Genomic DNA, 12,165 nt, shown 5'->3' on the forward strand with positions numbered 1-12,165 from the left:
CGATGAGGAGGACGGCGTGGAGCGTCAGCAGGCCGAGGGCCACGTCCGCCATGCGCAGAGCCGCTCCGGATCGTTCGGCCGCGGTCGCCTGGTCTCGACGTTCTCGGTACGGCACCGCGCCGGGCTCGACGTCGCCTTCGTGCTCGACGGTGCAAAGGGCGACTTCCAGATCGGCATGGGCGCCGCCTCCGAGGACTACAGCTCGGTCATGTCGCTCGGAGTCGACAGCCGCGAGGGCCGCCTGCGCGCGGTCGGGCACTGGACCGTCGACGGCCGCGCCGAGCGGCTCACCGCCCGCATCGTCCTCCACGACCGCGGGCTGATCGTCGTCGAGGCGACGCCGCTGCCCCTCGCGAAGCGCCCGCGATCACTCAAGTGCTGGTCGTTCCTCCGCCAGGACGGCGTCGACCACCACTCCGACGTGATCGGCCTCGTCGCGCCGGAACTCGCCTCGCTGCCTCCCGTGACCCTGAGGACCTACCCGCCGCGCTGACCGACGTCCACGGCCGTCTACTCCTAGCCCAGCTCAGCCATCAGCTCCTCCGGAGGAGGAGTCAGCCACATGAGGGAGACTCCTCCTCCGGACAGCTCGAACCGCGCCGCGAGCGAGAAGGCGCCCTCCGCGCAGTTCTCTTCAGCCCAGGCGAAGGCCTCGCTCACCGACGCGGCGTCGACGTTGAACGCACTGACTCGACGGCCGGCTTTGACGAGCATGACCCGGAAGCCACTCGCAGCCATCTCCTCCACAGAGTCTCTTTCGTCAACGGAATAAACCTTCATGTTTCGATAGTAGCCGTCACGTTCATGGTCGCCGGAGTCCGAAGCTGATCGCGAGCTCCAGCTCCTCTCGTCTCACAGCGCGGCCCGCTCGATCGCCTGCGCGCGCTGCTCCTCGCTGAGCACCCCGGCGAACGGCGAGATCTGGCGCATCTCGATCGCGCGCGGGGAGGGGGAGAGCATCACGTCGACGAGGCGCCCGATCTCCCGCCGCGCGGCCAAGTCGCCCCAGACCTCGAGGAGCGCGACGGCCCCACCGCGCACACGGGCCCGCATCCGCCGGACGTTCTCCGGGACGCGATCGAGGACGTCGTCGGGACGGTCGATCAACTGACGGGCCACCGCTCGATGGAGTTCGAGCGCGACGCGATCCTCACGGCGCTCCAGCGGGGTCGACGAGTGGAGCGCGATGTCCTCGGCCTCGATCGACGTGCCCATGACCCCGAGCGCTCGCTCCAGAGTGGATCGTCGCAGCACCCCTCGCGCCTCGGAGTGCTCCCACTGCGTCACCGCACTCGGCGCGACGCCTGCTCTGCTCGCGAGCTCGCGGACGCCCAGTCCCAGGCGCAGGCGGGTTCGTCGCAGCATCAAGCACCTCCTTGTTCAGTTTACAACTGAACAAGCGAGTCGCAGAAATGAGCGCGAGTCGTGGCATGAACTCGCGCGCACGTCCCCTACAGCGCGATGACCACTCCGTCTGCCTGAGTCCACAAAGAAGAGGCCTCTGCCGGGGAGGACCCCTCCTGAGACCTCTCGGAACGTCGAACCAGGTCGCGTGTACCCCGACTTGTCCCCTTAAGTGCGGACATGCACGCTGTCTTTGGCACTTGTAACATGAGATTGTCTCACTCAACATCCATTCTCGGAAGACGAACAAAGGAAGCCGGCACGCCCCGAGGACGACGAGATCGTCGACACCGAAGTGGGCGGTATCGATGTCACCCTGCCCCAGCCCGATCGGTAGGTCGCGACACGAAGATTCGGCGGATTCCCCGTCGGCCCGTGTCCCTCGATGCGTCCCCGCGAATACCGACAGGCTTCTGAGTCCCTTTTCAGCGGGTTCGGGAGGTTGGGCGATTGCAAGAGCTGCGACACCACTCGATGGCTTCCCCCGGAAGCCCCGCCGACGGTGACATCTCGACAACCAACACATCATCGATGAAGGGCTACTACATGTCTCGAATCAGATCTCGCAGTGCTGCCGTCTGGGATCTCGAAGCCGTCCGCTCCGCCAACGGTGACTGGGCCGACGTCCTCGCTCATCGGTGCAACTGGTGAGCGCGGAGAGGACTCCGCGACGCAGGAGCCTCGTCTTCCTGCTCGCAGGGATCGCCATTGGGGCGCTTGCTGTCGGCTCTCTCAACATGGTTGCGAGCTGGCTCCCCGACGACTCGAGATCCAGCATCACTCTCCAAGATGTGGTTCGGGACGGCCTCGCGGGATTTGCGGACGCTCCCAAGCCCAGTGGAGACGCGTGCGGTGATCGCCGGCGATGTGTCGAGGGGGTCGAGGGGGCTGACGCAGCCATCTATCGCTATCGATCCCTTGATCTTGCACGACAGGCAGTCATTTATAGCGATGCCGACTTCTATCGGTCGGATCAGCTTGTTGTCGAGTTCAAAGCAAGCATTACAACAGACGAGCGATTCCAACTCATCCAAGGCGTCGAAGGAACCTGGACCGGAAGCGACGACTGACAGAGTCAGCGCTCACGCGAGCATCGTGGAGCCCTCGAGAACGAATCGAGGGCTCCACGGCGACAGCACACTCTCCATGCCCGCTCTGTGACCACCGAGTCGCCCTTGCGATCCTCGACTCGAGGACCTCACCCAGAGGCAGGCGAGGCCCGAGTGGTTGAGCACTACTTGGCGGAGCCACGTGATCACTGCTTCGCGTCGTCGGGTGTCCAGTGAGGTACATCCGAACGCAACAGAAGTGAGACCGAGCGGCGCGCTGAGCAGTGGGGTCACTTCTCCCCCTTTCGCTGCACACCGCTCGACGGAGTTCGAGCGCGACGCGATCCTCAGGGCGCTCCGGCGGGCTGAACGAGCGGAGCGCGATGTCCTCGGCCTCGATCGACGTGCCCATGACCCCGAGCGCTCGCTCCAGAGTGGATCGTCGGAGCACCCCTGTCGCCTCGGAGTGCTCCCTGTGCATCACCGCACTCGGCGCGACGCCTGCTCTGCGGGCGAGATCGCGGACGCCGAGTCCCAGGCCCAGGCGCAGGCGGGTTCGTCGCAGCATCCGGCACCTCGCTGTTCACAAGACAACTGAACAGTCGGGTCGCAGAGGCGAGCGCGAGTGATGGCATGGACTCGCCGGTGCCCCCCCCCTACAGCGCGATGACCACGCTCTTCGACTCGCAGAACGAGCGCAGCGCCTCCTCGCCGAGATCGCGGCCGAGCCCCGACTCGCCGACTCCGCCGAACGAGAGGGCCGGGTCGAAGAGGTTGTAGGTGTTCACCCACACGGTCCCCGCGCGCAGGCGCTTCCCCAGACGGTGCGCCCGCGAGAGGTCGCGCGTCCACACCCCCGCGGCCAGTCCGTAGCTCTGGTCGTTGGCGATCGCCACGGCCTCGTCCTCGTCGTCGAACGGGATGATGCCGACCACGGGGCCGAAGATCTCCTCGCGCGCGATGGTCATCGAGTTGGTGACACCCGTGAACAGGGTCGGCTCCACGTAGTAGCCCGCCCGGTCCGGCACCCCGCCGCCGACCGCGACGACCGCCCCCTCGGCCTCGCCCTGGGCGATGTAGCCGAGCACCTGCTGCCGCTGCTCCTCCGAGACCAGCGGACCGACGGTCACTCCCCCGGCGAGGCCGTCGCCCACCGGCACGCGGCGCACCGCCGCGGCCAGCCGCTCCGTCATGTCGTCGAGGATCGAGCGCTGCACCAGCAGGCGGCTGCCCGCCGTGCACATCTGACCGGAGTGGCCGAAGGACGCGCGCATGGCCGTCAGGACCGCCGCATCCAGATCCGCGTCCTCGAACACGATGTTGGGGCTCTTGCCCCCGAGCTCGAGCGTGAGCCTCTTGAAGTCGGCCCCGGCGGCGAGCATCACCTTCCGGCCCACCTCGGTGCTGCCCGTGAACGACACCTTGTCGACCCCCGGGTGCGCGGTCAGCGCGGCTCCGACCCGCCCGTCGCCGGTGAGGACCTGCACGACTCCGGAGGGGACGCCCGCCTCCTCGCAGATCGCGGCGAGCCGCAGCATGGTCACCGGAGTCTGCTCCGCCGGCTTCACGACGACGGTGCAGCCCGCGGCGAGCGCCGGGGCGAGCTTGAAGCTGGCCGTCATGATCGGGAAGTTCCACGGCAGGATCAGCGCCGCGACCCCCACCGGCTCGAGCGTCGTGTAGACGTGGTGCGCCCCGTCGACCGGGACGACGGTGCCCGTCAGGCGCGACGGCGCGCCCGCGTAGTAGCGGAACACCCGCGCCGAGGTCGCGGTGTCGGCGCGGGAGCGCTCGATCGGCTTGCCGTTGTCGCGCGTCTCGAGCACCGCGAGCTCCTCGAGGCGCTCTTCGATCAGATCGGCGACGCGGCCGAGGATCCGGCTGCGGTCGTGCGGGCTCATCCCGCTCCAGCGCGCGTCCTCGTGCGCCCGCCGCGCGGCAGTCACGGCGGCGTCGACGTCGGCGGCCGTCGCCTGAGGCACGCGGGTGAGTAGCTCCTGGGTGGCGGGATCGATCACGTCGAGCAGCTCGGCACCCTCGGGGGCGACCCAGGCGCCGTCGAGGAGGAACGGCTCGAGCGGAGCCAGGGGGGCGAGGGTGTCTCTCATCGGTCGTCTCCTACGGTCGGTCGAGCAAGCGCGCGGGCTCCTCGACGCTGAAGCGGTGCAGCACGGCGTCGTCGACGCCGAGCAGGCGCAGGCCCGGCAGGACCCGCGCGGCGAGGTGGTCGAAGCCGTGCCCGCCGAAGCGGCGCAGCTGGCCCTTGGTCCAGGTGCTGTGCCCGAGGACCCAGCGGCCGTCGGGATCCTCCGAGAGCAGCGCGAGCAGGGCGTCGACCCGCTGCGGGTCGCTCGCGTTCCTGATCCGCCCGACGTGCGAGCCCTCGTTGCCGAAGCACATCTCGAGGACGGCCCCCGCCTGCGAGAGGTCGCGCAGGTACGGCAGGTCGAGGAACTCGTCGACGGTGGTGAAGACGACGCTCGACGGATCCACGCCCTCGGCCGTCACGTGGGCCAGCACGTCCAGGCCGTTGCGGGCGTCGGCCGCGAGCCGCACGCTGATCGCCGCGCCGGTCGAGGCGGCGGCCCGCGCGGCGGCGGTGAGCCCGAGGCGCTCCTGCTCGCCCTCCGGCGTGGCGAAGGCGCCCGTGGTGCCCATCAGACCGAGCAGACCGGCGCGGTAGGAGGTGCCCGGGATCGCGTCGGTCAGAGCCCGCAGGAAGAGCGCGGTGCGCGCGTCCACGTCGAGCTCGAGGTACCACGACGGGAGCAGCCGGGGCAGGTACGCGCCGTAGCCGGCGACGATCGCGACTCCGCTGCGCTCGGCGAGCTCGGGGAAGCGGTCGCGATCGGGCCCGAAGCCGAGCGAGCTGAGATCGACCACCACCCGCGGAGCGGAGGGGATGCGCAGCTCGTCGACGAGCAGATCGACGTCGTCGAGGCGGAGGTTGTCGGCCAGCGCGAGCTGACTCCAGCGCAGGGCCGCGGCCAGGTCGGCCGTGACGGGCTGCAGCGGATCCAGCTGCTCGACTCCCGGCCGCTGCAGAGCGCTCGCGTCGGTCAGGAGGTGCTCGTGCATCGACACGATCCCGAGCTCCCCGGGATCGACCGGGCCGAGCACCGTCTGGACCGTCATGCGCCACCTCCGCGCGACAGGGCGTCGCTGGATCCAATGTACAGCAGCCTGGATCCACTCGGCGAGCCGGAGTCGGAGTGGGTCTGTGGTTCTTCTCAGGTTGACGCGTCGCGCCTCTTCTAGAATCTTCTCCAGCAAGGGGAGTACTCCCGCCTGCGGTGAGCCCGTCAGTACGGATGCGACAGAGCATCCCGGGCCATCGGCTCCGCCTCGGAAGGCCATCAGGTCGCCGGCGGAGTGGAGGAGACCTTGGTGTCGTCCACCGAACCCCTTGGAGCACCTCCGTGCAGGTCACCCCCGCCATCTGGCTCATCACGATCGCCGTGACGATCGCGTTCTTCGTCTACGAGTTCTTCGTCCACGTGCGGAAGCCGCACGAACCGACCATCGGCGAGTCCGCCCGCTGGTCGGCCTTCTACATCGGCCTGGCGCTGCTGTTCGGCGTCGGGATCGGCTTCGTCGCCGACTGGCGCTACGGCGGCGAGTACTTCGCCGGGTACCTGACCGAGAAGGCGCTGTCGCTCGACAACCTCTTCATCTTCCTCATCATCATGAGCGGCTTCGCGGTGCCGAAGAAGTACCAGCAGAAGGTGCTGATGATCGGCATCGTCATCGCGCTGATCATGCGCGGCGCCTTCATCGCCGTCGGCGCGGCGCTGATCGAGAACTTCTCGTGGGTCTTCTACCTGTTCGGCGCACTGCTCTTCGTCCTCGCCTACCAGCAGATCAAGGGCGACCACGGCGACCCGTCGAACAACGCCTTCATGCGCCTGGTGCGCCGCATCCTCCCCGTCACCGACGAGTACCACGGCGACAAGCTGACCGTGAAGAAGGACGGCAAGCGCTTCGTCACCCCGATGCTGCTGACGATCGTCGCGATCGGCTTCATCGACCTCGTCTTCGCGCTCGACTCGATCCCCGCGATCTACGGCCTGACCAGCGAGGCGTACATCGTCTTCACGGCCAACGCGTTCGCGCTGATGGGTCTGCGCCAGCTGTTCTTCCTCATCGGCGGGCTGCTCGAGCGCCTCGTCTACCTCAGCCAGGGCCTCGCCGTGATCCTCGCCTTCATCGCCGTGAAGCTCGTGTTCCACGCCCTCCACGTCAACGAGGTCCCCTTCATCAACGGCGGCGAGCCGCTGCTCTGGGTGCCCGAGATCCCGATCTGGTTCTCGCTGACCTTCATCGGAGCGACGATCGCCGTCGCCACCGTCGCGAGCCTCCTCAAGACCCGCGGCGACCGGGGGAGGTCCGACCGCGCGAGCGTCGAGGGCACTCCGATCGAGACCGCGCAGGACGCCGAGTCCCGCACCGACGCGTAGCGACCGCACGCAGCGCCGCTCGGGGGGCCGTTCCTCCCGGGCGGCGCTGCGTCGTCAGCGCTCGAGCACGACGCCGACCGCGGTGGACACCACCCCGTTCGCCTGCACGGTGACGGAGTGGGCGCCCGGGTAGTGCCGCCGCGTCGTGATCTCGCGGAACGAGTGCGTCCGCGCCACGGTCGCTCTCCCACCGGCGGCGAGGCGCCGCGTCGCGAGGCGGAAGGTCTTGGGGCGGACGGATCCGTCGGCCCGCACGAAGCCGATCGAGTAGTCGATCACGACCGTCGCCTCCGTGTCCCCCTCGTTCACCACCTCGGCCGCGATTCCGACGGAGCCGCCCCAGGGCACGACGTCCCGCGACAGGCGGGGCGTGCCGACCCGGAGCACACCTCCCTCGAACCCCGCGAGGACGAGCGCCGCGGGATCCCCCTTCTTCAGCAGTGTCCGGAGCGCGTGCCGCACGACCCGGGGCGTGCTCGCATCCGGAGCCGCCGCCCAGCCGGCGGCGGTCTCGATCACGATCTCCGGATCGACGCGGCTGAGATCGTTGAGGTGGTTGGCGGTGGAGCGGCGCACGTACTCGGACTCGTCCCGGTAGGAGGCGTCGAGGATCCCCCGGGTCGCGCGCGGGTGCGCGAGCAGCCACGGCACCCGCTTCGCCCAGGGCAGGAAGGCGCGCGAGCCCTCGGTGGCGAGCCGCCGGACGTGCTCGTTCCCGTCCTCCGTCCACACGAGCATCACGGCGAGCGCCCGCTCCGGCCGGGCGATCAGCAGATCGCGGATCGCGAACTCGCCGGTCAGGCCGACGGTGAGCCGGGCGAGGAGCGCGAGGGCGGCGTCGAAGTCCTCGACCGAGCCGCTCTCGAGAGCGCGCGCGGTAACGAGCTCCGTCACCGGCCAGATCATCCAGCCCGCGAGCAGCGGGTCCTCGAGCAGATCGAGCACGAGCCGCTCGACGGCCGGGAACCCGGCGGGCAGGTCGCTCAGCAGCGCGTCGCGCACGAGGTCCACGCGCTGCCGGAGCCGGAGGCCGTCGAGGCCGCCCCCGGCCGCCGTGAGGGCCGGGAGCTCGCGGGGAGCCGCGCGCGTCACCGCCTCGTGGAGCCGTGCGACGACCTCCGGGCCGATCAGGTCGTCCATCGCGCCCACGGTGCTCCCCTTCCGTCGTGTCGGATCAGGTTGCCATGCACGCCGCGTCCGGCGTCGGTGGATCTCGATGCGCCCGCTCCGCGGGCTACTCGATCAGCGGAACGGGCGCCCGCCCCCTCGATCGTCGAGCGGCTCAGCACGAGCGTCTCGCACCCCCCCCCCGCTGGTCGAGTAGCCCCGCAGGGGCGTATCGAGACCCGCGCAGCACGACCACCTCGCACCCCCTGCTGGTCGAGTAGCCCCGCAGGGGCGTATCGAGACCCGTGTCCACGGCGGCCGACCGTCAGACGTCCGAGCGCTCCACGTCGACGACCTCGCGCCGCAGCTCCTCGGTCACGTCCAGCTCCCCCGCGACCGACGCCACCCGGAGCGTCACGCGCTCGACGGGCACGATCGTGCGGACGATCTCGATCCGCTCCTCGTGCAGGACCACGACGATCGGCTCGGCAGGAGAGTGCTCGCCACCGGCCGGGAGCGGCTCACCGCCCTCGAGCGGCTCCCGCACGAGGCGGATCTCCTCCCGGCGGACGTCGACGGTGATCGTCCGCTGCTCGGTGACGACGACGCGCTCGAGCCGGATGCGCTCGGTCGCGAACCGCCGCGTCGAGACTTCCAGTCGCTCCTCGTGCAGGACGACGGACGGAGGGGTCTCGGGCGACGTGCTCATGCGAGGAGCCGGGAACAGGGGTGCATGGTCTCTCCGATGCGAGGAGCGAGCCGGCCACGGGAGCGCCGACGAAGAAGGGAACGGCCGGCCCCGCTCCGAGGAGCAGTGCCGGCCGGAGGAGTGCCGTCGGATCAGACCGCGCGGCGGGCGCTGGTCTTCTGACCGGTCTGCTGCTTCGCGGCCTCAGCGGCGCGGGAGGCCTGCTCCGTCACGGACGGAGCGTTCTTCGCCTCCTGCTGGATCTTGGGAGCCTCGGCCTCGGCCTTGGTCAGGATCGCCTCCCAGCGCTGCTGCATCGGCTTGATGAGCCCGCCACCGGCACCGACGATGATGACGCCGGCGATGATCGCGAGCACGGCGATGAGGATCGGCGTGGTGACGGTCGTGGCGACCTCGATCTGGTTCAGGGCCGCGGTGGCTCCGAGGAACAGGATGAAGATCGCGACGATGTTGCCGAGGAGCTTGCCGTAGGACAGGCCGCCGAGGGTGTTCTGGATGAGGCCCTTGGCGCCGGCCGCGATGGCCGCGGCGATCACGATGATGATGATCGCGACGATGATCTTCGGCAGGAAGCCGATGATGCCCTGGAGCAGGTCGCTGACCGGGTTGGGGCCGAAGACACCGAACGCGAACTGGAGCACGAACAGCACGAGCGTGTAGTAGATGATCTTCGACACGATGTCGGAGGCGTCGAGCTTCGAGTTGGCGAGCGCCTTCTTGATGCCGCCGCGCTCGACCGCACGGTCGAAGCCGACCTTGGTCAGCAGGCGCGAGAGGCCCTTCTCGATGAGCTTGGCGACGATGAGGCCGACGATGAGGATGAGCAGGAAGAGCAGCGCGAGCGGGACGAACGCGATGACCGCGGCCAGTCCGTTCTGCAGAGCGGCGGGGAAGTCCATGGGGGTGCCTTTCGGGCGAGGGCTGGTGCGGGAGGGGAGGTGCGGCCGATCGGCGGGATCGGCCGCACCGGGGGGCGACTAGGAGCGGGGGCGGCTGTCGTCGGTGGTGGTGCGCGTGGTGGTCGGGTCCACGAGCTCGATCTCCTCGTGCGAGACCTCCTCCTCCACGCGCTGCTGCTCGGTGACGGTCTCGGTGCCGAGGCTCACGCGCTCGACGGGGACGGTCTCCTTGGCGGTCACGACGCGCTCCTCGGTGAGGACCACCTCGTGCTCCTCCTCGCTGAGGTCGGGGCCCGCGAGGGCGTCGCCGGCGTTCGCCTCAGTGATCGGCTCGCGGGTGAGGGTGACCTCGTCGTGGCTGACCGGGACGGTCCGGGTGACCTGCTCGGTGACGATGTGCTTGCGCAGGCGGGCGCGGCCGGCCTCGACGCTCTCGGTGCCCACGCGCAGGCGCTCCTCGGAGCGGGTCATCGCGTCGTCGGTCGTCGGGCCGGAGGTGTCGTGGCCCTCGGTGCCGCGGGTCTCGGTGCCGTGGCCCTCGGTGACGAAGTCGGTGGTCGAGCCGCCGTCGGCGTCCTGGTCGTAGAGCGGGCTCCCGGTGCGGGTGCCGCCGACTCCGTAGTACGAGTACAGCGCCTGCTCGTCGTCGGCGGTGAGCGCGCCGTCGTCGTCGATGCGCGGGGCGTCCTTGACGAACGACTTCTCGTAGGCGACGCGGACCACTCCGCCGTCGAACGAGGCGTCGCTCAGCGGGGCGAACGACTCCGAGGAGCCGAAGAGGCCGGTGCGGATGGTGACCCAGGTGGGCTGCTGGCTCTCGTTGTCGACGTAGACCTGGCCGACGGTGCCGATCTTCGCGTCGTCGGTGCCGTGGACGTCGGCGCCGATCAGGTCGTTGACGGTGCTGCTGTCGATCATGGTGCACTCTCTTTCGCCGGGCACTGGCCCGGATAGCGGTGACGGATGGACGAGCGGACCGGAGACGCGTCCGTACGGGAGCACTCTCCGATTCCTCCGGAGGAGCAGGACCGGCCGGAGAGCGAGCCCCTGCAGTCACTCCGCTGGGAACGGACTTACGGTGTAAGCCACTGGTGAACCTTACGGTGTAAGCATCAGTAGGGTGGAAGAGCTTGCGCGTTCCTCGAGGACCTGATATCCGGGCCGGGTGAGTACGCAGAGAGGTGTCTTCCGTGGCCGACCGCGAACGAACGGGCAAGTCCGGCTCCTCCGCGCCGCGGCTCACCCGCGACCTGATCATCGACACCGCCCTGGCCCACATCGACCGCTCGGGGGCCGAGGCGCTCTCGATGCGGTCGCTCGCTCAGGAGCTGGGCGTCGAGGCGATGTCGCTCTACCGCTACGTGCACGGCAAGGAGGACCTCCTCGAGGGGGTCATCGCCGTGCTGATGAAGGATCTGACCGTGAGCCTGGCCGAGGCGGACGACCAGCACTGGCAGGAGTTCCTGCAGACGGCGGCCCACGCGGTGCGGCGCATCGCGACCGACCACCCGAGGGCGTTCCCGCTGGTCGCGACCCGGCATCCGGCCGCTCCGTGGCTGCGTCCGCCGCTGCGCAGCATCGAGGTCGTCAACACCTTCCTCACGACCCTGACGGCGAACGGCTTCACCGACGCTCAGGCCGTGGGCGCGTACCGCTCCTTCAGCAGCTTCCTGCTCGGTCAGCTGCTCCTGCAGTCGGCCGTCAAGGGCGCCGAGACGTCACCGACGGACCTCCCGCTCGACGAGGGGGACGCCGACATCCCGCAGCGGGACGGCAACCTCTCCCTCGACACCGCGCCCGAGGTCCGGCGCCTCCGCGCGCTCCTCAGCGAGGACCGCAGCGAGGAGGAGTTCGAGATCTCCCTCGAGACCCTCCTCGACCGCCTCGACCTGCAGCTCTCGCAGTAGGACGCGGTCGGCGAGCGCCCCCCCTGCTGGTCGAGCAGCCCCACAGGGGCGTATCGAGACCCGCCGCCCACCCTGCTGGTCGAGTAGCCCCACAGCGGCGTATCGAGACCCGCCGCCGTGTGGACATGGGGATCTCGATACGCCCTCTCCGAGGGCTACTCGATCACCAGAGCTGCTGGTCGAGCAGCCGCGCAGCGGCCTATCGAGACCCGCCGCCCCACCCTGCTGGTCGAGTAGCCCCACAGGGGCGTCTCGAGACCCGCCGCCCCTTGGACACGGGGATCTCGATACGCCCTCTCCGATGGCTGCTCGATCACCAGAGCTGCTGGTCGAGCAGCCGCGCAGCGGCGTCTCGAGACCGGTCCGCTGCGCAGAACGCCCGCGGAGGCGCGGATCACCCGAAGATCCGCCCCTCCGCGAGCACCCCCCGATACTCCGCGATCAGAGCGCGGGAGTCCAGATCCGCATCGTCGACGGTCCACGGTTCGCCCACGTGTAGTAGGGCCGGAACTCGGCCTCGAAGCGCTCGCCGACGATCGCGGAACCGGCCCCGTAGGCCCATCCCGCCTCCCCCGCCGAGACTGCGGCGGGGGAGGCGGGATGGGCCTACGGGGCCGGGTCCGCGGTCGGCGG

At 69.7% G+C, this 12,165-nt stretch carries 13 protein-coding genes; 4 read left to right on the plus strand and 9 right to left on the minus strand.

All coding sequences use genetic code 11. From position 1 onward, the window contains the following. Positions 1-16 precede the first annotated feature (16 nt). The gene (locus NB037_RS07930) at positions 17-493 is read left to right on the plus strand and encodes a hypothetical protein (protein ID WP_251944872.1); all 477 of its coding nucleotides are present in this window, start codon (positions 17-19) and stop codon (positions 491-493) included. A gap of 23 nt (positions 494-516) precedes the next feature. Here the strand turns inward: NB037_RS07930 and NB037_RS07935 are convergent, their stop codons facing one another. Together NB037_RS07935 and NB037_RS07940 are read right to left on the minus strand one after the other, a co-directional pair. Continuing rightward, positions 517-780 carry a hypothetical protein gene (locus tag NB037_RS07935; RefSeq protein WP_251944874.1) on the minus strand — a complete coding sequence of 88 codons (264 nt, stop codon included), beginning with the start codon at positions 778-780 and terminating at the stop codon, positions 517-519. A 72-nt stretch (positions 781-852) separates the two neighbouring features. Then, entirely contained in the window at positions 853-1,365 is a 513-nt protein-coding gene (locus tag NB037_RS07940; RefSeq protein ID WP_251944877.1) for a hypothetical protein, read from the minus strand. 686 nt (positions 1,366-2,051) lie between these two features. On the opposite strand from NB037_RS07940, the gene NB037_RS07945 reads away from it, so the two are divergent. Continuing rightward, complete coding sequence (locus NB037_RS07945; RefSeq protein ID WP_251944880.1) at positions 2,052-2,474, plus strand: hypothetical protein; 423 nt, start codon at positions 2,052-2,054, stop codon at positions 2,472-2,474. A gap of 635 nt (positions 2,475-3,109) precedes the next feature. Here the strand turns inward: NB037_RS07945 and NB037_RS07950 are convergent. Further along, positions 3,110-4,561 (minus strand): aldehyde dehydrogenase family protein, encoded by a 1,452-nt coding sequence (locus NB037_RS07950; RefSeq protein WP_251944883.1) that lies wholly within the window; start codon positions 4,559-4,561, stop codon positions 3,110-3,112. A 10-nt stretch (positions 4,562-4,571) separates the two neighbouring features. Next, positions 4,572-5,588, minus strand: coding sequence for a phosphotriesterase family protein (locus NB037_RS07955; RefSeq protein ID WP_251944885.1), 1,017 nt, complete (start codon positions 5,586-5,588; stop codon positions 4,572-4,574). A gap of 284 nt (positions 5,589-5,872) precedes the next feature. Here NB037_RS07955 and NB037_RS07960 point away from each other — a divergent pair, with 284 nt between their 5' ends. Then, complete coding sequence (locus tag NB037_RS07960; RefSeq protein ID WP_251944888.1) at positions 5,873-6,910, plus strand: TerC family protein; 1,038 nt, start codon at positions 5,873-5,875, stop codon at positions 6,908-6,910. Positions 6,911-6,964: 54 nt separating this feature from the next. Here NB037_RS07960 and NB037_RS07965 read toward each other — a convergent pair whose 3' ends face one another. From NB037_RS07965 to NB037_RS07980, 4 genes are all read right to left on the minus strand, one after another. Beyond that, positions 6,965-8,050 (minus strand): YhaZ family DNA alkylation repair protein, encoded by a 1,086-nt coding sequence (locus NB037_RS07965; protein WP_251944900.1) that lies wholly within the window; start codon positions 8,048-8,050, stop codon positions 6,965-6,967. A 292-nt stretch (positions 8,051-8,342) separates the two neighbouring features. Further along, positions 8,343-8,726 (minus strand): YsnF/AvaK domain-containing protein, encoded by a 384-nt coding sequence (locus NB037_RS07970; protein WP_251944890.1) that lies wholly within the window; start codon positions 8,724-8,726, stop codon positions 8,343-8,345. Positions 8,727-8,857: 131 nt separating this feature from the next. Continuing rightward, on the minus strand, positions 8,858-9,625 hold the full coding sequence (locus NB037_RS07975; RefSeq protein ID WP_107573992.1) for a mechanosensitive ion channel family protein: 768 nt from the start codon (positions 9,623-9,625) through the stop codon (positions 8,858-8,860). A gap of 78 nt (positions 9,626-9,703) precedes the next feature. Further along, positions 9,704-10,543: a PRC and DUF2382 domain-containing protein gene (locus NB037_RS07980; protein ID WP_251944892.1), complete on the minus strand. Its 840-nt coding sequence runs from the start codon at positions 10,541-10,543 to the stop codon at positions 9,704-9,706. Between the two features lie 272 nt (positions 10,544-10,815). Between NB037_RS07980 and NB037_RS07985 the strand changes: the two genes are divergently transcribed. After that, on the plus strand, positions 10,816-11,532 hold the full coding sequence (locus NB037_RS07985; RefSeq protein WP_251944894.1) for a TetR/AcrR family transcriptional regulator C-terminal domain-containing protein: 717 nt from the start codon (positions 10,816-10,818) through the stop codon (positions 11,530-11,532). Positions 11,533-11,973: 441 nt separating this feature from the next. Here NB037_RS07985 and NB037_RS20010 read toward each other — a convergent pair whose 3' ends face one another. Then, complete coding sequence (locus NB037_RS20010) at positions 11,974-12,069, minus strand: hypothetical protein (RefSeq protein ID WP_372490719.1); 96 nt, start codon at positions 12,067-12,069, stop codon at positions 11,974-11,976. Between the last annotated feature and the right edge of the window lie 96 nt (positions 12,070-12,165).

It is taken from the genome of Rathayibacter rubneri (genome assembly GCF_023743255.1).
Lineage (GTDB): Bacteria > Actinomycetota > Actinomycetes > Actinomycetales > Microbacteriaceae > Rathayibacter > Rathayibacter rubneri.

Coding starts and splice junctions, on each gene's coding strand:
- NB037_RS07935 (WP_251944874.1), bottom strand. CDS start 780: ATGAAGGTTTATTCCGTTGACGAAAGAGACTCTGTGGAGGAGATGGCT.
- NB037_RS07940 (WP_251944877.1), bottom strand. CDS start 1,365: ATGCTGCGACGAACCCGCCTGCGCCTGGGACTGGGCGTCCGCGAGCTC.
- NB037_RS07950 (WP_251944883.1), bottom strand. CDS start 4,561: ATGAGAGACACCCTCGCCCCCCTGGCTCCGCTCGAGCCGTTCCTCCTC.
- NB037_RS07955 (WP_251944885.1), bottom strand. CDS start 5,588: ATGACGGTCCAGACGGTGCTCGGCCCGGTCGATCCCGGGGAGCTCGGG.
- NB037_RS07965 (WP_251944900.1), bottom strand. CDS start 8,050: ATGGACGACCTGATCGGCCCGGAGGTCGTCGCACGGCTCCACGAGGCG.
- NB037_RS07970 (WP_251944890.1), bottom strand. CDS start 8,726: ATGAGCACGTCGCCCGAGACCCCTCCGTCCGTCGTCCTGCACGAGGAG.
- NB037_RS07975 (WP_107573992.1), bottom strand. CDS start 9,625: ATGGACTTCCCCGCCGCTCTGCAGAACGGACTGGCCGCGGTCATCGCG.
- NB037_RS07980 (WP_251944892.1), bottom strand. CDS start 10,543: ATGATCGACAGCAGCACCGTCAACGACCTGATCGGCGCCGACGTCCAC.